19 protein-coding genes are annotated in these 21,334 nt (G+C 32.4%); 7 read left to right on the top strand and 12 right to left on the bottom strand.

The features are described 5' to 3' along the window. Positions 1-4: 4 nt before the first annotated feature. The gene (locus ACHRVZ_RS14265) at positions 5-1,564 is read right to left on the bottom strand and encodes an NAD(P)/FAD-dependent oxidoreductase (RefSeq protein WP_395423248.1); all 1,560 of its coding nucleotides are present in this window, start codon (positions 1,562-1,564) and stop codon (positions 5-7) included. A gap of 286 nt (positions 1,565-1,850) precedes the next feature. Between ACHRVZ_RS14265 and ACHRVZ_RS14260 the strand changes: the two genes are divergently transcribed. Further along, positions 1,851-2,090, top strand: coding sequence for a hypothetical protein (locus ACHRVZ_RS14260; protein WP_395423247.1), 240 nt, complete (start codon positions 1,851-1,853; stop codon positions 2,088-2,090). A gap of 70 nt (positions 2,091-2,160) precedes the next feature. Here ACHRVZ_RS14260 and recQ read toward each other — a convergent pair whose 3' ends face one another. Continuing rightward, a complete protein-coding gene (gene recQ, locus ACHRVZ_RS14255) occupies positions 2,161-4,356 on the bottom strand; it encodes a DNA helicase RecQ (protein ID WP_395423246.1) in 2,196 nt (731 codons plus the stop codon). 87 nt (positions 4,357-4,443) lie between these two features. Here recQ and ACHRVZ_RS14250 point away from each other — a divergent pair, with 87 nt between their 5' ends. The 4 genes from ACHRVZ_RS14250 (at position 4,444) to lptB (ending at position 7,532) form a co-directional block, all read left to right on the top strand. Further along, the gene (locus tag ACHRVZ_RS14250; protein WP_395423245.1) at positions 4,444-5,409 is read left to right on the top strand and encodes an SIS domain-containing protein; all 966 of its coding nucleotides are present in this window, start codon (positions 4,444-4,446) and stop codon (positions 5,407-5,409) included. Further along, positions 5,409-6,224 carry a twin-arginine translocase subunit TatC gene (gene tatC, locus ACHRVZ_RS14245; protein ID WP_395423244.1) on the top strand — a complete coding sequence of 272 codons (816 nt, stop codon included), beginning with the start codon at positions 5,409-5,411 and terminating at the stop codon, positions 6,222-6,224. Before ACHRVZ_RS14250 ends, tatC begins: the two co-directional genes overlap by 1 nt. After that, positions 6,217-6,570, top strand: coding sequence for a carboxymuconolactone decarboxylase family protein (locus tag ACHRVZ_RS14240; protein WP_395423242.1), 354 nt, complete (start codon positions 6,217-6,219; stop codon positions 6,568-6,570). Before tatC ends, ACHRVZ_RS14240 begins: the two co-directional genes overlap by 8 nt. Before the next feature lie 221 nt (positions 6,571-6,791). Beyond that, positions 6,792-7,532, top strand: a complete 741-nt coding sequence (gene lptB / locus ACHRVZ_RS14235; RefSeq protein WP_029272155.1) for an LPS export ABC transporter ATP-binding protein — start codon at positions 6,792-6,794, stop codon at positions 7,530-7,532. An 85-nt stretch (positions 7,533-7,617) separates the two neighbouring features. Here lptB and ACHRVZ_RS14230 read toward each other — a convergent pair whose 3' ends face one another. Together ACHRVZ_RS14230 and ACHRVZ_RS14225 are read right to left on the bottom strand one after the other, a co-directional pair. After that, positions 7,618-8,478, bottom strand: a complete 861-nt coding sequence (locus ACHRVZ_RS14230) for a glycoside hydrolase family 25 protein (RefSeq protein WP_395423241.1) — start codon at positions 8,476-8,478, stop codon at positions 7,618-7,620. An 8-nt stretch (positions 8,479-8,486) separates the two neighbouring features. After that, positions 8,487-9,203, bottom strand: a complete 717-nt coding sequence (locus tag ACHRVZ_RS14225) for a CDP-alcohol phosphatidyltransferase family protein (protein WP_395423240.1) — start codon at positions 9,201-9,203, stop codon at positions 8,487-8,489. A 275-nt stretch (positions 9,204-9,478) separates the two neighbouring features. Between ACHRVZ_RS14225 and ACHRVZ_RS14220 the strand changes: the two genes are divergently transcribed. Beyond that, complete coding sequence (locus tag ACHRVZ_RS14220; protein WP_395423587.1) at positions 9,479-10,462, top strand: PorV/PorQ family protein; 984 nt, start codon at positions 9,479-9,481, stop codon at positions 10,460-10,462. A 38-nt stretch (positions 10,463-10,500) separates the two neighbouring features. Further along, positions 10,501-11,637: a DUF4105 domain-containing protein gene (locus ACHRVZ_RS14215; RefSeq protein WP_395423239.1), complete on the top strand. Its 1,137-nt coding sequence runs from the start codon at positions 10,501-10,503 to the stop codon at positions 11,635-11,637. A gap of 1 nt (position 11,638) precedes the next feature. Here ACHRVZ_RS14215 and ACHRVZ_RS14210 read toward each other — a convergent pair whose 3' ends face one another. Genes ACHRVZ_RS14210 through ACHRVZ_RS14175 form a run of 8 tightly spaced genes read right to left on the bottom strand, consistent with a single transcriptional unit; the run spans position 11,639 to position 21,332 of the window. Continuing rightward, positions 11,639-13,033, bottom strand: a complete 1,395-nt coding sequence (locus tag ACHRVZ_RS14210) for an exopolysaccharide biosynthesis polyprenyl glycosylphosphotransferase (RefSeq protein ID WP_395423238.1) — start codon at positions 13,031-13,033, stop codon at positions 11,639-11,641. Positions 13,034-13,091: 58 nt separating this feature from the next. Further along, a complete protein-coding gene (locus ACHRVZ_RS14205) occupies positions 13,092-14,441 on the bottom strand; it encodes an O-antigen ligase family protein (protein ID WP_395423236.1) in 1,350 nt (449 codons plus the stop codon). Positions 14,442-14,443: 2 nt separating this feature from the next. Continuing rightward, positions 14,444-15,502 carry a glycosyltransferase family 4 protein gene (locus ACHRVZ_RS14200; protein WP_395423235.1) on the bottom strand — a complete coding sequence of 353 codons (1,059 nt, stop codon included), beginning with the start codon at positions 15,500-15,502 and terminating at the stop codon, positions 14,444-14,446. A gap of 11 nt (positions 15,503-15,513) precedes the next feature. Continuing rightward, positions 15,514-16,521 carry a hypothetical protein gene (locus tag ACHRVZ_RS14195; protein WP_395423234.1) on the bottom strand — a complete coding sequence of 336 codons (1,008 nt, stop codon included), beginning with the start codon at positions 16,519-16,521 and terminating at the stop codon, positions 15,514-15,516. Between the two features lie 2 nt (positions 16,522-16,523). Continuing rightward, positions 16,524-17,642, bottom strand: a complete 1,119-nt coding sequence (locus ACHRVZ_RS14190; protein ID WP_395423232.1) for a glycosyltransferase family 4 protein — start codon at positions 17,640-17,642, stop codon at positions 16,524-16,526. Further along, a complete protein-coding gene (locus ACHRVZ_RS14185; protein WP_395423231.1) occupies positions 17,639-18,643 on the bottom strand; it encodes a glycosyltransferase family 2 protein in 1,005 nt (334 codons plus the stop codon). The genes ACHRVZ_RS14190 and ACHRVZ_RS14185 overlap by 4 nt, the downstream gene beginning before the upstream one ends. Beyond that, positions 18,640-20,184, bottom strand: a complete 1,545-nt coding sequence (locus ACHRVZ_RS14180; RefSeq protein WP_395423230.1) for a glycosyltransferase family 2 protein — start codon at positions 20,182-20,184, stop codon at positions 18,640-18,642. The genes ACHRVZ_RS14185 and ACHRVZ_RS14180 overlap by 4 nt, the downstream gene beginning before the upstream one ends. Next, a complete protein-coding gene (locus tag ACHRVZ_RS14175; protein WP_395423229.1) occupies positions 20,181-21,332 on the bottom strand; it encodes a glycosyltransferase family 4 protein in 1,152 nt (383 codons plus the stop codon). Before ACHRVZ_RS14175 ends, ACHRVZ_RS14180 begins: the two co-directional genes overlap by 4 nt. Positions 21,333-21,334: the final 2 nt, after the last annotated feature.

The raw sequence follows: 21,334 nt of genomic DNA, 5'->3' as shown, positions 1-21,334 counted from the left end.
CCTATTATTTTAAAGTCTCCGCAATCATCAAAGCACATTTTTCACCGTCAATTGCAGCCGATATAATTCCACCTGCATAACCTGCACCTTCTCCACACGGATACAAACCTTTTATTTGTAAGTGCTCATAAGTTATTGGATCTCTCGGAATTCTGACTGGCGATGAAGTTCTACTTTCCGGGGCGTGTAAAATAGCTTCATTAGTTAAATAACCACGCATTGATTTTCCGAATTCTTTAAATCCCTCACGCAAAATCTGCGATAAAAATCCTGGAAAAACCTGTCCCATTTCAACCGAAGTTGTTCCAGGAACGTATGAAGTTTTAGGTATATCTGATGACACTTTATTTTGAGTAAAATCAACCATTCGCTGTGCAGGAACTTTTTGAGTTCCTCCAGCCAAATGCCATGCCTTTTGTTCAATACTTTTCTGGAATTCCATTCCGGCCAAAGCACCAAATTTGGCGAAAGGTTTAAAATCCTCCAATTTTAATTCGATTACAATTCCGGAATTTGCTGTAGCCTGATCACGTTTAGATGGCGACCAGCCGTTTGTAACCACTTCACCAGGACTCGTTGCACAAGGCGCAATTACTCCACCCGGGCACATACAGAATGAATACATTCCGCGGCCGTTAACTTGTTTTACAATAGAATATGGTGCCGGTGGCAAATGTTCTCCACGATAATCACAACTGTATTGAATACTATCTATTAATTGTTGAGAATGTTCTGCACGAACTCCTAATGCAAAAGGTTTTGCTTCGATAAAAATTTTCTTCTTATCTAATAATTCAAAAATATCTCGTGCCGAATGTCCTGTGGCTAAAATCAATTTATTAGCAAGAATGGTATCTCCGTTTTGAGTTACAATTCCTTCAACCTCATTATTTTTTACCAGAATATCTGTTACTCGTGTGTCAAACAAAACCTTACCTCCAAATTCGATGATTTTATTTCTAATATCTTCGATAATTTTTGGCAATTTATTAGTTCCGATATGCGGATGCGCCTCCACCAAAATATCTTCAGAAGCTCCAAAAGCAACTAAAAGCTCTAATATTCTGGTAACATCACCACGTTTTTTAGAACGCGTATATAACTTCCCGTCAGAATAGGTTCCTGCTCCGCCTTCTCCAAAACAATAATTCGAATCTTCATTTACAATATGCTCTACGTTTATTGCTTTCAAATCGCGTCGGCGTCCACGAACATCTTTTCCACGTTCAATTACTATTGGCTTTAAGCCTAATTCAATTAATTGCAAAGCAGCAAAAAGTCCGGCTGGACCAGCACCAACAACAATAACTTCCTGAGCCGAAGAAACGTCATTATATATAGGAAGTTCTATTTTGGTTTCCTGAAATGGCTCACCCTGCAAATAAATAATTACTTTCAGATTGATTTTTATCGCTTTTTGACGCGCATCAATAGATCGTTTTAAAACAGAAATATGTTGAATTTCCTTTGGAGAAACCTTTATTTGTTTAGACAAATAGTCTTTAAGCAACAATTCGTTTGCAGCTATTTCTGGCGTTACCTGAAGTAAAAGTTCTCTTGGCATTTTATTTTATTTATTCAATTAGCTTTTCTATCTATGAAAAGAACATGCAAAAATAACATTTTGAAATGAGATTTTATCTTTACTCTAAATTTTCACACAGATCTAAGCAGATTTTGCTCTTAATTTATTTTTAGCCACAGATTATTTGGATTAAAGAGATTTCTTTTCACAGTGTTAGACGCACTGCAGTGCACCTCTACAGAAAAAAACTTAGAATCTCAGAACCTTTTATTAAAAATAGACTTTGTACCTTTGTTCCTCTCAACCTTTTGCACCTTTAAAAAAAATGTCTAGAAAAATAAAATTGATTTGGGATTTTCGTGGTCCAGCTTCTGCAAAAACTGCCGAACATCATGAAATTCATTTAAAAGAGTATATCACAATAGAAAAATTACCTCTAAATATTACAGGTTACAAAATCATAAACGAAATGCAGGCTATTGCTTTTATGGTTGTTACTGATGAAAATATGATTCAGGTAAGAGATGCTTTGAAACCACATCGAGGAGAAGTTTATGGCGAATAATTTAAGTCACAGTATTCAGTGTCAGTTTTCAGTTCTGACTGAGACTGAAAACTGCGACTGAAAACTTTTTTTAATTCGCTACTTCGCTAATAAATTTAATTCGCATTAAGCGTAATTCATCAATATCATAATCGCCATCGAATTCTTTAAGAGCGTCTTCGATTTTATCTGATTCTGATTCCATGAAATAATCGTGAATTTCTTCTTGCTGATCATCATCAAGCATATCATCAACCCAATATTTGATATTCAGCTTTGTTCCTGAATATACAATTTGTTCCATTTCTTTGATCAAAGCATCCATCGAAAGTCCTTTTGCAGAAGCAATATCACTTAAAGGTAGTTTTCTATCAATGTTTTGAATGATGTATAATTTATTTGCGGAGTTTACTCCGGTAGATTTTACTACTAGATCATCTGGACGAACAATATCATTATCTTCAACATATCGACTGATTAATGCTACAAATTCTCCACCATATTTTTTAGCTTTTCCTTCACCAACACCGTGAATATTGAATAGTTCATTTAAATTAATTGGATATTTTAAAGCCATATCTTCAAGCGAAGGATCCTGAAAAACAACAAACGGAGGAACACCTAATTTCTTGGCCACTTTTTTACGCAGTTCTCGTAACATCCCCATTAAAACTTCATCAGCAGTTCCTGATGATTTTGATGCGGTTACTATTGCTTCATCTTCAGATTCATTATATTCATGATCTTCAGACATCATAAACGAAACTGGTTTTTTAATAAAGTTCAAACCTTCTTTTGTAATTTTTACTACGCCATAAGTTTCAATATCTTTAGATAAATAACCTGCTACCAGAACTTGTCGAAGCAGAGCCATCCAGTATTTCTCATCATGATCTGATCCTGAACCAAAAAACGATTGTGTATCAGTTTTATGTGCTTTAATAACGGCATTTACACGACCTATTAAAGTGAATACAATTTCTTTTGATTTGTAAATATGCTTGGTATCGCGAACAATTTCCAATAATTTAACGACTTGATCTTTCGCTTCAACTTTCTTTTTAGGATTGCGAACGTTGTCGTCCATATCTGCACCTTCTCCTGTTTCACTGTCAAATTCTTCACCAAAATAATGCAGTAAGAACTTTCGGCGTGACATTGAGGTTTCGGCGTAAGCCACAACTTCCTGTAATAATGCAAAACCTATTTCCTGTTCGGCAACCGGTTTTCCAGACATGAATTTCTCAAGCTTTTCTACATCTTTATAAGAGTAATAAGCCAAACAATGCCCTTCGCCTCCATCACGTCCTGCGCGACCTGTTTCCTGATAATAGCTTTCTAATGATTTTGGAATATCATGATGAATTACAAATCGAACATCCGGCTTATCAATTCCCATTCCAAATGCGATTGTTGCAACTACAACATCTACATCTTCCATCAAAAACATGTCCTGATGTTTGGCTCTGGTTTTTGCATCTAAACCTGCGTGATAAGGTACCGCGCTAATTCCGTTAACTTGTAAAACTTCGGCAATCGATTCTACTTTTTTACGGCTTAAGCAATAAATAATTCCCGATTTGCCTTTATGTTGTTTGATAAATCGAATAATATCCGACTCAATGTTTTTTGTTTTTGTTCGAACTTCGTAGTACAAGTTCGGTCTGTTGAATGATGCTTTAAAAGTATTGGCATCAGACATATCCAGATTTTTAAGAATATCTTCCTGAACTTTTGGGGTTGCAGTTGCGGTAAGTCCAATAATTGGAACCTGTCCCAATTGTTTGATTATGTTTTTCAGATTTCGGTATTCAGGCCTAAAGTCATGCCCCCATTCTGAAATACAATGTGCTTCATCAATTGCAACAAATGAAATTGGCACACTTTGCAAAAACGCCACATACTCTTCTTTAGTTAAAGATTCCGGAGCCACATAAAGTAATTTGGTCAAACCAGAGGTAATGTCTTTTTTTACTTGTGCGATTTCTGTTTTGGTGAGAGAGGAATTGAGCACATGTGCTATTCCGTTTTCTGAAGAAAGGCTTCGAATTGCATCAACCTGATTTTTCATCAAAGCAATCAAAGGAGAAACAACGATCGCTGTTCCCTCCTGAATTAAAGCGGGTAATTGATAACAAAGAGACTTTCCACCGCCGGTAGGCATAATTACAAAAGTATTCTTCTTGTCTAAAATACTCGTAATGACTTGCTCCTGCAAGCCCTTAAATTGGCTAAAGCCGAAATACTTCTTTAATTCCTTGTGTATTTCAATTTCGTTTGAATTCATTCTTTATATTAATGGATATTTTGTATAAATTTGCAACACATAAAGATACAACTTTCTTTTATACATACAAATTTTAAATATTCTGTTTTGATCACAAAAGAAAATATATTGGCGATCGCCAAAAAAACCATACTCTCTGAAAGTGAAGCAATTACAAAACTAATTGATTTTCTAGACGAAAATTTCTACGAAGCAACCCAACGTATTTATGAAACCAAAGGTCGTTTGATCGTTACAGGCATCGGAAAAAGCGCAATTATTGCTCAAAAAATGGTCGCTACTTTTAACTCAACTGGTACGCCATCTATGTTCTTACACGCGTCAGAAGCTATTCATGGCGACTTAGGAATGATACAAAACGAAGATGTTATCATCTGCATTTCAAAAAGTGGGAATAGTCCTGAAATAAAAGCTTTGGTTCCATTATTAAAACGCTTCGGAAACATTTTAATCGGAATGACCGGAAATGTAACTTCATTTTTAGCCAAAGGTTCTGACTATGTTTTGAATACCACTGTTGAAATGGAAGCTTGCCCAATAAATTTAGCACCAACAAATAGCACAACCGCACAACTTGTAATGGGTGATGCACTTGCCGTTTGTTTAATGGAAATGCGTGATTTCAAACCAGAAGATTTTGCTGTTTATCATCCGGGTGGTGCTTTAGGAAAAAAACTATTGCTTCGCGTAAAAGACATGATTGAACATTCGTTAAAACCAATGGTTTCTCCGGATACTTCAATTAAAAAAGCGATTTTTGAAATCTCTGAAAAACGATTAGGTGTAACCGCTGTAATCGAAAATGATAAAATTATCGGAATTATTACTGACGGAGACATCCGAAGAATGCTAAATGACGTAGATACTATTGCTGACTTAACTGCAAGAGATATTATGTCAAAAAATCCTAAATTAGTTTCTTCAGAAACTATGGCGGTTGACGCCTTAAATATTTTAGAAGATTTTTCAATAACACAACTTATTGTGGCTGACAACGGAGAGTACAAAGGTGTACTACATTTACATGACATTTTAAAAGAAGGAATCGTATAATGGCAAAAAAAAACCTTGGCGAGATGTCATTTTTAGATCATCTTGAAGAACTAAGATGGTTATTAGTAAGAAGCACAATTGCAATATGTATTATGGCTTTTTTCACTTATTTTATAAGTGATTATTTATTTGATCAAATTATTTTAGGTCCAATACGACCTACTTTTTTTACTTATGTCTGGTTTTGTGACTTATCACATCAGTTGGGCTTTGCAGATAGTATTTGCATCACTGAGTTGAATTTCATCATTCAGAATACCGAAATGGAAGGACAAGTAAACATCTTTGTATGGATGTGTCTTCTCGCTGGTTTCATTCTAAGTTTCCCTTTTATTTTATGGGAAATATGGAAATTTATCAGCCCTGCTTTATACGAGAAAGAACGTAAAAACGCAAAACTATTCATATTCGTCTCTTCCTTACTTTTCTTTTTAGGAGTATTGTTTGGATATTTTGTTGTAATTCCGATGTCTGTGAATTTCGTTGCAACTTTCTCTGTAAGTGATGTTGTTAAAAACCAATTCACACTTGATTCTTACATGGGTATGGTTAAAACAAGTATTCTTGGTAGCGCTATGTTTTTTGAATTACCAATCGTTATTTATTTCTTAACCAAATTAGGATTAGTAACACCTATGTTCCTTAGAAAATATTGGAAATATGCCGTAGTAATCATCTTAATTGTTGCAGCAATTGTTACACCACCAGATGTTGTGAGCCAAACGATTGTAGCTATCCCAATGTTGATTATCTATGAAGTAAGTATCCTTATTTCGAAGGTTGTATATAAAAATAAATTGAAAGAAAATGTCTGATATCATACAAGAATTCAACGACTATCGTTCTAAAATGAACGAAAAACTATTGGCTGACAATAACAAAATTGTTAAGCGAATTTTCAATCTTGACACGAATGCTTATGCTCCCGGAGCTCTTGATGTAAAAACAAAAGAACTTTTAGGATTAGTAGCATCTGCTGTTTTACGTTGTGATGACTGTGTAAAATATCACTTAGAAACAAGTCATAAAGAAGGCGTTACAAAAGAAGAAATGATGGAAGCTATGGGAATCGCAACTTTGGTTGGAGGAACAATTGTAGTTCCACATTTACGCAGAGCTTATGAATTCTGGGAAGCTCTTGAAGACGAAGCTGCAAATTAGAAAATGTGGCAATTTGATAATTAGATGATTTCTTGAAATACTCTAATTATTTAATTCTGAAGTACAAATTCTAAATTTTGAAAATGCAATAATTTGTTAATTGATTTATCGGATTGATTATTTTAAACTTATTTTGCCTTTCAAATCAATTTAAAAAATTAAATCTGAGCTAGTTTTTCAATTATCTCATTCTCAAATTATCTAATTATCTAATTAAAAAAATGAAGCTAAGAGCCGATAATTTAATCAAAACCTATAAAGGTCGTAGTGTTGTAAAAGGGATTTCTGTTGAGGTAAATCAGGGAGAAATCGTTGGACTTTTAGGGCCAAATGGTGCCGGAAAAACAACTTCGTTTTATATGATTGTTGGATTGGTAAAACCAAATCAAGGAAACATTTACCTTGACGATTTGAATATTACCGATTATCCAATGTACAAACGTGCACAGCAAGGAATTGGTTATTTAGCACAAGAAGCTTCTGTTTTTAGGAAATTAAGCATTGAAGATAACATTTTAAGCGTTTTACAATTAACTAAACTTTCAAAAGAAGAGCAAATTGCTAAAATGGAAAGTTTAATAGAAGAATTCAGCTTAGAACATATTCGCACCAACAGAGGCGATTTACTTTCTGGAGGTGAACGCCGTCGTACTGAAATTGCTCGTGCTCTGGCGACTGACCCAAAATTCATCTTATTGGATGAGCCTTTTGCAGGAGTTGACCCTGTTGCGGTTGAGGATATTCAGAGAATTGTCGCTCAGTTAAAAAATAAAAATATCGGAATTCTTATTACCGATCACAACGTTCAGGAAACTTTAGCAATTACGGACAAAACATACTTAATGTTTGAAGGAGGAATCTTAAAAGCAGGAGTTCCAGAAGAATTAGTTGAAGACGAAATGGTTCGTCGTGTTTATCTTGGGCAAAACTTCGAATTACGTAAGAAGAAATTGGAGTTCTAAAAAAGTGCGCAGTCGCAGTTTTTAGTTTACAGTTTACAGTTTTACTGAGACTGAAAACTGCGACTGAAAACTGAATACTAAAAACTCACTCCACTGTAATAAATTGTAATTGCTGTAAATCTCCGTTGTAGATATTTACATCAACTCTGTGTTTTATTCCCGGCAAATAAGCTTTTTCTGTAAACTGCCAAAAAAGCCAATCGTCTTCAATTTTCTCTCTGTAAAAATTATAATTAGCAATCCAAAATAGGTACTCACCAAATTCTTCTTTCAGGAAATCGCCATAATAACGTTCTCCTGTATAAATTATAGGACGTACCTGATAATGCTCTTCTACTTTATTCAGCCAACGTTTCAAACCTTTTTTTAAGCTGTCTAAAGGTTGATTTTTAGGTAATCTTTCAATATCTAAAACTGGCGGTAAATCGCCTTTTTGCAATTTCACCGTCTTAATAAAAAGATTTGCCTGTTCAATTGAATTTTCGTTTGGACGATAATAATGATAGGCACCGCGAATAATTTTATGCTTTTTTGCTCCGAGCCAATTATGCATAAATTGCCTGTCAACTCTATCATTTCCAGCTGTTGCACGAATAAAAACAAACTGCACCGGATATTTTTCTTCTAAAATTTCAACTTCGTCCCAATGAACGGTTCCTTGAAATTCTGAAACATCGATACCTATAACTTTCCCTTTGTGATTTTCTAAAACCTGAATATTTCTAACATCAGAAAGATGTTTGTCAACCTCATCTTCATTTAAAACTTTACTTGATTTAAAACCAAGATAATAAGCTAAACCATCGCGATAATGATAAACCGTACTAAAAAAAAGTATTACTAAAAAGGAATAAATAATGAAGCGAAGTCCACTAGCCAAAAACGATCTTTGAGGTTTCGATTTTCGGGAATAAGAGGTTCTTCGTGTAGTCGTTTTTCTTGCCATTAATAAAACTACTTTTTCAAGAAAAGATTATTCACAACCGATAACAACACATAAAAAATGATAATTAACGGGATCGCGATATATTGAAGAAACAATACTAAAACTATGGCCACTAACAAAAAGATCACTTGCAGCACGTTATCTTTTAGATTAAATTTCTTGATTTTTAATGAAAATAAAGGAATTTCTGCATTCAAAATATAGGCACTACATAAAGTTATCGCTAACAATACCCAATGGTTCGTTAAGATTCCGAAAATCACTAAAGAATCAGAATACTCAATAACTAAAGGTAAACTCAAAATAAACAATGCATTTGCAGGCGTCGGCAAACCAATAAATGAATCTGTTTGACGGGTATCAATATTAAAATTAGCCAATCGATAGCAAGAACCTAATGTGACAATAAATCCTAAAAAAGGAATAATAGTCGACGCAATTTCATCCGTAGGATTTGCGCTTTTTAAAAACAAACTATACATTACATAACCTGGCGCAACGCCACTGGTTACCATATCTGCTAAAGAATCCAATTGCAACCCAAGCGGACTTGAAACTTTGAATAATCTGGCAAAAAAACCATCAAAAAAATCAAAAAAGATTCCTAAACAAACCATATAAAAAGCCATTTCGAAGTTGCCTTTAGAAACAAAAACAACTGCGACACAACCGCAAAACAAATTGATTAATGTAATTAAATTAGGAATGTGTTTTTTAATATTCATCTTTTAAATTATTTGATAATGGAAGGAACAAATTTAGCATAATAACTGCAACTAAAAAGGGGTTTTTACAAGAGTTTTTTATTTGGTATTTTGACTTTAGTAATATTTATGAAAAGGAATAAATTTGCTGAGTAAAATATTATATTTTTGGTAAAAATTAAAACAGGCTTCGGTTTGCAAAAAAATATCAGTTGAAGAAAATTCTAGTCTTTTTATTACTTTGTAGCTTTTCACTACAATATGCTCAAACTGTTCGAAAATATTCGAATGAGTTTATGAATATTGGTGTCGATGCAGCCGCTTTAGGAATGTCAGGTGCGGTAGTTGCTTCTACAAATGATGTTAATTCTGTTTATTGGAATCCAGCAGGCTTAACACATCTTGAAGATCATCAAATTTCTTTAATGCACGCCAATTACTTCGCGAATATTGCACAATATGATTACATAGGATACGCAAGCCCGATTGATGATCGAAGTGCCTGGGGAATTTCAATGATTCGCTTTGGCGTTGATGATATTATGGACACGACTCAATTAATCGACAATCAGGGTAATATTGATTATAACAGAATTAGCTTGTTTTCGACGGCTGATTATGGCTTCACTTTTTCTTACGCCAGAAAATTGCCTGTTGACGGTTTTCAATACGGAGTGAATGCAAAGGTAATTCGTCGAATTATTGGAAAATTTGCTAATTCCTGGGGGTTTGGATTTGATATTGGACTTCAGTTTGAACGTAATAATTGGAATTTTGGATTAATGCTTCGAGATATTACGACAACTTATAACGTTTGGAATATTGACGAAAAAGAATATCAGAAGATTGCAAATGCTATTCCGGGTGAAAACAATGAATTACCAGAAAGCACGGAGATAACTTTACCGAAAGCTCAATTAGGAGTTTCGAAAAAATTTGATTTTCATAATGATTACAGTCTTTTGGTTGCCACAAATTTGAATATGAGATTTGAACAGACCAATGATATTATTTCATCAAAAGTAGTTAGCATTGATCCTGCACTTGGTTTTGAATTTGGCTACACTGATCTTGTTTTTTTAAGAGCTGGCGCGGGAAATTTTCAAAATGTAACTCAATTAGACAATACTGAAAAAGTGAACTTTCAACCTAATATTGGATTAGGTTTTAAGTATAAAGGCATTCAGGTTGATTATGCTTTAACTGACCTAGGAAACCAAAGTACGGCTTTATACTCAAATATTTTTTCTTTAAAAGTAGATTTGGGTATCTTTAGATAAAATTTACAAAACCTTAAATTTCTTAAAAATTTTAAATCATGAAAAATGTCATTTTAAAAAAAACACTTTTTAGTTTACTATTATTACTAAGTTTTATTGGTTTTAGCCAAAATTTACCTTTATCAAAAGATGCTAAAATAAGTATTCTGACTTGTGGTCTTGGTAACGAATCATATTCTTTTTTTGGTCACACAGCCATCAGAATTGCTGATCCTGCCAATAATATTGATGTTGTTTATAACTATGGTACTTTTGATTTTAGAACTCCTAATTTTGTTGCCAAATTTACCAAAGGCGACTTACAATATTATGCAACTGCAGCCGCATTTGGAGATTTCGCGAATGAGTATACCGCTGAAAAAAGAAGCATTTTTGAGCAGGAATTACTTATTCCGCAAGAATTGAAGCAAAAGCTTTTCGACAAACTAAATAAAACCATATTTTCTGAAGAACGTTTTTATACTTATAAATTCATTGACAAAAACTGTACATCGATGGTTGTTGATGTTGTCAATTCAGCCTTAAATGGCAACATAATTACTAAAAAAGGAGACACTGATATAACTTATCGCTCTATTCTATTCCCTTATTTTAACGGACATTTTTATGAACAATTAGGAACGAGTATTATTTTTGGAACTAAAGTAGATCAATTGGGAACAAAGATATTTTTGCCTTTTGAATTAAAAAATAGTTTAGAAAAAACTACTTTTCAAAATCATCCTTTAGTAAGTCAAAGTAAAACGTTGCTAAGTTTTGAGAAGGAAACTCCAAAATCATGGTGGAATAACATTTACACTTATCTTATTATACTTGCTTTTGTAATTCTAGCGCATAATAAAATAGTCGATAAAATTTATCTTTTAATCTTATCTTTAATAGGAATCTTTTTTGTTGCTATTGGATTTTATTCTCTTCACCAAGAACTGGCAATGAATTACAATGTGCTTTTATTTAGCCCGCTTTTGTTGATTTTGATTTTCTTTTCAGTTGCACAAAACAAAAGATGGACGTATCGATTTGCAGTCTTGCACTTGATTTTTTTGATCGTCTACACTATTTTTCTAATCAATAAAGCACATTTCTTTATTGTTTTGCCAATGATAATAACAAGTGGATTCGTTTTAGTAAGAGTGGCAATTAGAAATAAAAAACGTATTCCGATTATTATCTAAACTACTGTCCGCGGTAAAATAAAACTGTAGTAATTGTTTTGAAAGTTATGCTCAAATCAAGAAATATGCTACGGTGTTTGATGTAGTATAAATCATATTGAAGTTTTATCAAACTCTCATCAATAGATTCGCCATAAGAATAATTGACTTGAGCCCAACCTGTAAGTCCAGGTTTTATAACATGCCTAGTTTCATAAAAAGGCATTATTTGAGCTATTTCTTTAACAAAAAAAGGTCGCTCAGGTCTTGGTCCAATAACCGCCATATCGCCCATTAAAACATTAAAAAACTGCGGTAATTCATCAATTCTGGATTTACGCATCATTTTCCCGAAAGGAGTTACTCTGTTATCATTTGGGGATGCAAAAACAACACCATTTGTTTCTGAATTTTCAACCATTGTTCTAAACTTATAGATCTTAAAAACAACACCGTTTTTACCTACTCGTTCTTGCGTATAAAACAATGATCCTTTATTTGCTCCTAAATTTAAAATAAAAATAAAAGGAATAAATACAATACAAATAATCAATCCAATAACAGAGGAGAGATATTCTAAAAAGCGAACTGAAAACAAGTATAGTTTATTACTATTACTTCTGCTGAAAGGAAAAAAACGATAAAAATCTCTGGCGATATAATGAACCGGTATACGATGAGTTTTTCTTTCGTAAACTTGTGTGTATTCACGAATAACATTTCCAGATTCTAACAAATGAAGCAATTGTTGGTACAAATCAGCAGTAATTCCGTCAGTTTTTTGAGAGGCAATGACAATCTCAGAAACCTGATTATGAAGTACAAAGGCTTCTAAATCTTTCTTTTGAATTTCTTTTATATATTGAAAACCTGATTGCTCCTCAGCAATAGAATCTGAATTTACAAATCCAATAAATTTATAATGTGGATCAACATTTTCAAGCCCTAAAACTAATTCCTCAACCTGATTATGATCACATATTAAAACTACATTTTGCGAAAACCGCTGCGACGCTAAAAAATAAGCATAAAACTGACGCCACAACAACAAAGTTAAAAGTATTGTGAAATAGAAAGTAAATATTATTAAGCGTTGTTTTGGTAATTCCGGAGATAAAATTGGGGTAAATAAATAAGCTAATCCTGTGGCAGTGGTAGTAAAAATTACACTTTGAAGAATCTGCAATTGATTACTTGCAACCTGTAGATTATACATTTCGAATATCATTCCAAAAATATAAATATAAGATATCAATAATATAACACTTAAAGAGTTACTTTTCTCGATTACAAAATAACCGTAGTCAGATATTATATTTAAAACGTATAAAGCTGATAAAACAAAAATAGCATCAAAAACAAGAAGTAGTATTCTTCTTTCCGAAATTTCGAAATGCATTTTATTAGTAGAAAACATTTATTCAGGTTTGTTTAGGGGCTTAAACGTCAAGCAAATGTATTATAAAAAAAAGATTTTACTCGAGGGAATTTTCTCCTTTTTCAGGAATTTTAAGTTGTACTGAAAGAAGTGCTAATGCATATACAAATGCGGGAGCCGCAAGTCGCATAGCTGCATGATTTATAGTTAGCAGCCAAAAAGTCAAAAAGGAAAGTGCCAAAATATTTTGTCTGTTATTAACAAACAAAAGTATAGGAGTAAAAAATAAAATCAATAAATCTATTATTCCAAATAAACCATGTTCTGCCAACATTCTCGTAATTTCATTGTGACTCGCCAAATCAATTCCTGTTTGTTGTTTTCTTAACTCCTTATTTTTACCTACACCTACTCCCAAAATTGGATTATCCAAAAACATTTGCCACTCCGATTCCATGAGAACTTCTCTTCCTCCCAGCTGACTCTTCTTCTTTCTCCCCAAAGCGTCTTCGTTTGCATAGCGTTTATTAATCAATCCTTTAGTCTCAAAAGAGCTATAACCCCAAACTCCCAATCCTGTTAAAAAAGAAAACATAATAATTAATGCGATTTTAGGTCTTGCATTATTATTAGCTTGAAAAAACAGCACTATTAAAAATAAAAGAATCATCACTACTGCGGTTATTACTCCCCCGCGTGAAAAAGTTACAATTCCCCTAAAAGCAAAAGTCAAGACAAATCCTGCATTTATTACTTGCAATAATCGACTTTTGGAATTCATCAACAATTGAACAAAAAACACAAAAACACCTAAACCCAATATAGTGGACACTTGATTGGGGCCAAATCCACCAGATGTTTCAAAATTGGATTGCGTTCCAGTAATCACATCCTCAACACTAGGTGTATAAAAATAAAGATATGCCAAGGTAGTAATCAAAGGCATAGAAAAAGCGGTAATTAATTGCTTTAATCTATCAAAACTTATTTTACGCTGATAGCAATAGATGGAAGAAATTCCTAGACAAACCGGCCCAGAAATATTAAATGCAATTGCCTTTCTAATATCAGTTTCGAAATTTAAGGCGGTAGTAGATAAAATGATCCCCGGAATAAGCAAAAGCAAGAAAACACCATACAATAAGCCATTCTTGGAAAATCTGGAATAAATCATTCCAAGAAACATAAAAAATAAGATTGAATATTTACCAAACTCATTCAATATCATTCCATTAGTCATTCGTAAAAGTACCTCAACACCTACAACATAAGCAGATACAATAAGAACTTCATTATTTTTATTCTCAGTTTTTACAATATAATAAACCCCAAATGCAAATATTGCCAAAGTATATATTTTTGAAGCAAAAGGAAAAGCGAATATTAATGCTCCTAAAAAAAAATGAAGCATTATTAAAAAAATATAAGACCGATCTTCTTTCTTCATTTTTAACTTTTTTGCAACCAATTCAAATATTTACTAATAACGCTTTTATCTGTATAATCATTTTGAACGGTATTATAAAGTGCTTGCCCAAAATCAGAACGCAATCCCTCACTAGTAATCAATTTGACTAGATAATTATAAAACAAATCCGGTTCGTTAGAATCAACAACAAAACCATTTTCCCCATGCTCGACGATCCTCGGTATTTCCCCAACTCGAGTAACAACAATCGGTTTTTTATACAATCCATATTCTAAGACCGAAACTGGTAATCCTTCAGATTGTGAAGTTAATATAGCAATTGAAGTTAAATTTAGTATATTTTCTACATCTTGTCTCGAGCCATAAAGGAACACCTTTTCTTCTAAATTATATTCTAGGATTAATTTCTTAATCTGCATCGCATAATCGTCTTTAAAATCTTTTCCAACTAAATGAAAAGTCCAGTCTGAATGTGTTTTTTTTAGTTTTTTAGCGACTTCTAATAATAAAAAATGGTTCTTCTGAGGTCTCAGATTAGCTAAACAAATAATTCTTTTTCCTTCAAAACCTTTAAGAATTATATCTTCTTTTTTACTTTTCTCTTTTATCGTAAAATTAGGCAAATAGATAATGTTCTTTGCTTTTAATTTTGATTCCGACCAATTTTTAAGCTTTTGATTTACAACGATAATTCCATTAAAAAAAGGAGCTGTTTGCTTCAACACAAAATAAGGTCGAACCGATAAAAACTCATTATTCCCATAATGATCGTGGCGAATAATTCTTAACGAAGGATGAATCAATTTTAATAAAAAAGCCAGAAAAAAAGAGGTACTGTGCGCATGAATATGAGTTACTTTATTTTTTAGCACAAAAGATCTTAATCTAAAAAGTGCGCCAAAGTCAAGCTGCCTCTTTTTATTTAAAAACAAATACGAAACATTCGCATCAATTTGACCTAGCAAAGAACCTTCTTTCCTGGTAGTAACAAGTCCAGAAAATTCAATTTCATTGACCAAAGCATTAGCATAATTTACAGCCATACGCTCTGCTCCACCTGCTTCAAGGGAGTCTATCATTTGAATGATTCTCATTGATTCAAAATCCAATTTTTAACATCAATATAAGTCCATTTTAGAGGGCCATAAATATTTACTTTTTTAGAATCGCTATTTAATGTATTTCCATCATATACATAGTAGTAATGATTTTCATCTAATTTTTGAATATCCAATTGATGCATTCCTGCATTAAATTCTTTTATTTCTTTATTAGCCTTTAAAAAAAATGGAGATTCTCTTTTAACTGTATAATTTCCATCTTTAAAAGAAAAACGATACAATGACAATCCGAATCCATAACCATTTGTAGAATTTTGTACTGGCAAAATCAGTCCTTTTTTATCTGCAAAAAAACGCCCGCCCGCTCTGGCTTCTGTCCCCATCATCGCTATTGGTTTTTTATGTAACTTCCATTTTCCAAAAAGCGAATCGGCCTGGTACATGTACATATTCAAATTATCATCTGATGCTACCATAACATTTAAAGAATCTGATAGATATATTGACGGATCTTTCAATCTAACATTACTTACCAAAGTATCATAAACCCTCCAATCAAAAGGAAAATGATATGCTTTATATAACAATACATTATTTGCCCCTTTGGACTCTGGAACCATGTAAAAGTCGTTTCGATATTTAAATACCTGAGGATACGATAAATGAAACTTTTGAGTAAGTACAGTACCACGATACTGGTAATTCTTTCCATCGGTTGACGTTAACAAACCAACATCTCCATTAAATTTGTTTTTTTTATGTTCAAAAAACAAATAAAAAGTATCTTTCTCTTTTACGAAAAAAGGATCTGCTAAAAATACCGTGGAGTCATTACTAATCTTCAATTTTTCAATACTATAAATAGCATTATCCTTTACATTAATACTTTTCGGAAATTCGTTAGATTCTCCATATCCTACAGACCAACCGCCGCCGCCATCTTGCTGAAAAAAAGGAGTTCTACGATTTATCAAAATCAATATTAAGATCCCTAAAAAGAGAATAATAATTAAAATTTTCTTGTTTTTTATTTTCATAATTACTTATCTAACATTTTTTCAATCTCCTTATCAAAAACATCAATAGTATATTTTTGTGACCATTCTAATGCTTTTTTACTTTTATTTTTAAAAAGCAATTCACTTTTTAAAATAGTTTCTATTTGCTGGATATCGTTTTCCAAAATCATTTTAAGCAGTACTCCTCTTTCTCCATAATCCAGCATATATGGCACACAAGACACTGAAGTTGCAATAGGCACACACCCCCAGAACATTCCTTCTGCAACTGCCTTTGGCCAGCCTTCACTTTTAGAAGGTAAAATAACAAAATGGCTATCTTGATATGCTTTCTTCAATGTGTCTTGATTTACATTTCCGTTTAAAGTTATGAAAGCTCCTAAATTATTTATTTGAATGTAATTCTCTAAACTAATTCTTTCAGGCCCCTCGCCATATAAATCCAAAGTCACTTTATATCCTTTTTCCTGCAACTTTTCAACAAATTGAATAGCATACATTGGATTTTTTCCTAAAACCAAACTCCCGACAAAAATGAATTTTGTTTCCTGATCAAAACTTGTCTTTTGAACCGTTTCTTTTTCCGATTCTGAATAGGTGGCTGTAAAAAATGGTTTACTATTTTTAGATTGATTTTCCCAATCACCGTAAACTAAAACCTTCATATTTCGAGTCAGGAAAGTATTACTTAGCATCCATTTTTGCAATTTGTATGTGTATGGCTGTTTACTTTTAGGATCCCAATTACCAGCGTATTTTGCTGTTTTTTCTTTTTTCGGAAATAGAATCTGGACAAAACAACCTATTAAACCCATATTTCCCGGACAGCGTAAATGAATATGATCTGCATTTTTCATCGCCCAGAATACTTCCCAAAAAATCCTTGGCAATTTTAAAACTGAAAGCAAACTATTTTTGAAACTAGTAAAACTAAAATCACTTACTTTTTTAAAATTTATTTTATTATGCTTATAAGGAATATCTATTATTTTAGGTTCATTATTTTCTAAAGGAGCAACAATAATTACCTCATCAACATACTTTAACCAAATATTCATTTCGCGTATATACGGAGAGTAGCCATAAAAGCCTTTCTTGTCTTTTATATGTCTGACATGAGTTATTATACACAAAATCATAAATCACGAGCTTTTGGCTTATTAAATAACAAACTCACCCATCCTAAAATTCTTCCAAGGCCTTCAGTAAAACTAGCTTTTTTATTATTGGAAGTAAATGTATTACTTAATCTTACTGCAGTTAAAAGTATTGTGATTGAATTCCATTTTAAACGGTCTTTAAATCTTGGTCTTGGATTTTTAACACGCCAAACATACCAGCCATTTCTAACTACCATCTTTCCGTATTGGTATTGATTTGGACGTCCTTCCTCAGCATGAAAATGCCCTAACCGAGCTTTTGTGTTAACATATAATTTTCCGATTTTCGCTACTCTTAAACTAAAATCAGCATCTTCATACAAACCATAACCTTCAAAATAGGTCGAAAATGAAAATTCTTCGAAAATCGTTTTCCTAAAAGATGAAACGCCACCCATTAATTGTTCAACAGGGTATATTTTATCACTTGGCGGTAAAAACCCAACACTTCTTCCGTGTGAGAATAAAGGCGAAAATCCAGGAGGACAATCACTATCTAGATTAAGTTTCTTTCTAAGAACAAAACGACTTCCATCTTTACGTTTCCATCCATCATAATAAAATTCATTTACAAAAGGAATGTAATTATCGATTACTCTCTCCCATTTTGTTTCGTTTGTGATGTAACCGCCAACGCCTAAAGCCTCTGGAAAAACTTTATAAGTTTTAATTATTTCTTCAAAATAATTTTCCTCTAAAACTGTATCATCATCTAGGAAACAAACAATTTCAACCGAATCGTTTACTTTTTTTATTCCAAAATTTCTCTGGTTCGTAAGTCCTCGATTTTGTTCGTCAACCAAAAAATATTTTAAATTTCTGAATCGATTCTCCTTTAAAATAGTTTCTGTTTCATTGTCTAAAGATCCATCAATAATTAAAATTTCATCAGGATAAAAAGTCTGTTTCTGAACCGATTGCAATAACTCCAGCAAAGGCTCAGGGCGCATATATGTACAAACAATTAGAGAAAATATCATTCCGACTTACGTATTAATTCATTAGCCCAATACAAACTCTGTTTCCATTCTTTATTAAATTTTACAAAATATTTCAATGGATTTTTGATATTTTGGATTTTATAATATTTAAAAAACAAGATAGTTTTAAAACCATTATGTTGTTCTTTTGTTTCGTGCAATAGTTTATACAATGATATAGTTGGAGAAGGCTTTGGTTTAATTTCATGATCACTCCAAAGTAAACTTGGTTTTGTCCTGAACCCTCCAATTGGCGCTTTTAAATGTAATATTTCCGGAGTTGGGAAATACAACACATCACATCCTAGATTTCGAATCTGCATTCCGAAATCTGCGTCTTCACCAAATCCAAATTCATAACGTAAATCAAACTGCACGTTTTTAAGTAGTTCACCATTAACCAAACTGCATCCTGAACCGAAAGTGCCCCATTGGAATATATCTTTAAAAATACTCTTTTCATTTTTCTGAAAACATCTAAAAGTAACGGCTTTACATTTATATTGAGAAATTAGTTTAACTGCCGATTCAATAAAATTTTCATTAAATCTAATATCATCATCTGCAAAAAAGATCCAGTCACTTTCAACTTGACTTAAAGCAATATTTCTTGCATTACAAGCACCTGTTTGGTTTATAAAAGTGTGTTTTATTTTAAATGGCCAATCTTCCGCAGTTAAGTAATCTAATTCTGAAATACTCTCTCTTAAAGAATTCTGTTCCACAATTATTACATTCCTAGGCAAATAAGTTTGTTGGGATAAATCTTTTAAAACATCATATAAATATTGTTTTCTTCCAATAGTTGGAATAATCACATCAATAGTTCCTGAATCAACAAAATTTAATGAAGAACAAACTTTAATAGAATTCATATTAATGTTATTACCGTTCCTATTCTTAAAAAAGAAACTATACAATAGGGCTAAAAATGGAAATCTAAATTCATAAATAACTAGATTTAAAAACAACAAGAATATCCATCGCGTTCTGTAATGCTGTTTGATAAATTTAAAAAGAGTATAATTTGAAGATTTTGAAATTATGCGTAATTCATTCTTTAATAATAATTTTGGATCTGAATAACACAGTAACCCCAAAGGCGCACATAATTTGGCTACTGAATTTAAATAATAATCAAAATTAGAATCTAATTTTATTTTTTTATTAACCGCCAAAAGTACCGATGCATGAATAACACCCACTAAGCTACTCATTTGCCAAGTTGGATAATTTACATCTTTATTGATTTTAATAAAAGGGGATTCGTCAACATAACCTATTTTTGGTCCTAAAAACTCAATTTTTTCAGGATTATAAGACACCATCATTTTTCTGTGATGAAAAATTGTATTTATAGATTCTAAGTTTAGATTTGATTCGAACCTTTCGTCGCACCAAACAATTTTTGAATCTGGATATTGAAAAGCGAGTTGCGATAATATAACAGATAGTTTTGTATTCTTATCACAAGATAAAATAATATCTCCGTTCGAAACGACTTTTACAGCTCTAGTTCCGTTATGATATAAAACTATCAATTTTTAACGATTAATGATTTATAAAAATTAATATTATCATTAGCTATTTTATCAACTCCAAAGAAATTTTCAACTCTTATTCTCCCTTTTCTACCAATTTCTTCGATCAAAATAGGATTTTCTAAAAGCTGAACGATTCTCGATGCAAACAAATCATGCTTTTTTGGGTCAATTAAAAAACCGCTCTCACTATCTATGATAACTTCCTTGGCCCAACCAATATCCGAAGCTACTATGGCTTTTTCCATCGCCATAGCTTCTAACCAGGAAACTGGAAAAGCTTCTGCGAAAGAAGGGAACACGCAAACTGATGCATCTCTAATTTTATTCTTAATTTCAGAATAGGGAATACTTCCTAAATAAGATACTTTTGCCTTCGCTTCTTCTGAGAATAATTCTTTCATCATTTCCCAAGTTGAAGAATTACCGGAAATAATATCAGAGACGTCCTTTCCAATTAAAACCAATCTCACTTTAGGGTTATTCTCTATAACTTTATTAAAAATTAAGGGAAGTTCTAAAAGTCCTTTTTTGCGAATAAGACTTCCGAAATACAAAATAGTATTGTTAAAATTAGATTTTAAATCCTCTGCTTTAAACAAAGTAAAATCAATAGAATTTGGAATAATGGTAAACTTTTTATCTAAGCCAAAAACGAAATTAGTTTTTTCTGCTGTAAACTGACTTACAGATAATAATGCATCAGCATTTTGCAAAGCCCTTTTTTCATGAAACTTATTGATCCATTTTACAGGACGATTATCTAAATAGCAGAAATAAGCATCAGAGCCATTTAATCTTATAATCAGCGGACATGATTTTGGTTTTATAAAAGATGTGATACCGGTCCAATCTGGTGCTTCGACCAAATCAATTTTTTTATCTAAATGTAACTGATTAATTATTCTTTCAATTTTTTTTCTTGTAAGAAACCACGATAACCCTTTTAATTTGACATTTTTTATTTGCTGAATTAAAATCCCATTATCGTCAAAAGAAGCATCTTCTTTTTGACCGTACACCAAAACTCGAACAGAAATGCCTTTTGCTAAAAGTCCGATTGCTAAATTTTTAATGCTGGTACCTATACCTCCAGAATTACCTGTTTTAGGATGTGGGTATTCTGGAGTCAAAAATGCTATTTTCATGA

The sequence above is a fragment of the Flavobacterium sp. FlaQc-57 genome (assembly GCF_044007395.1).
GTDB lineage: Bacteria > Bacteroidota > Bacteroidia > Flavobacteriales > Flavobacteriaceae > Flavobacterium.
Note: the sequence above shows the minus strand (reverse complement) of the source record. Positions and strands in the feature narration are given on the sequence as shown.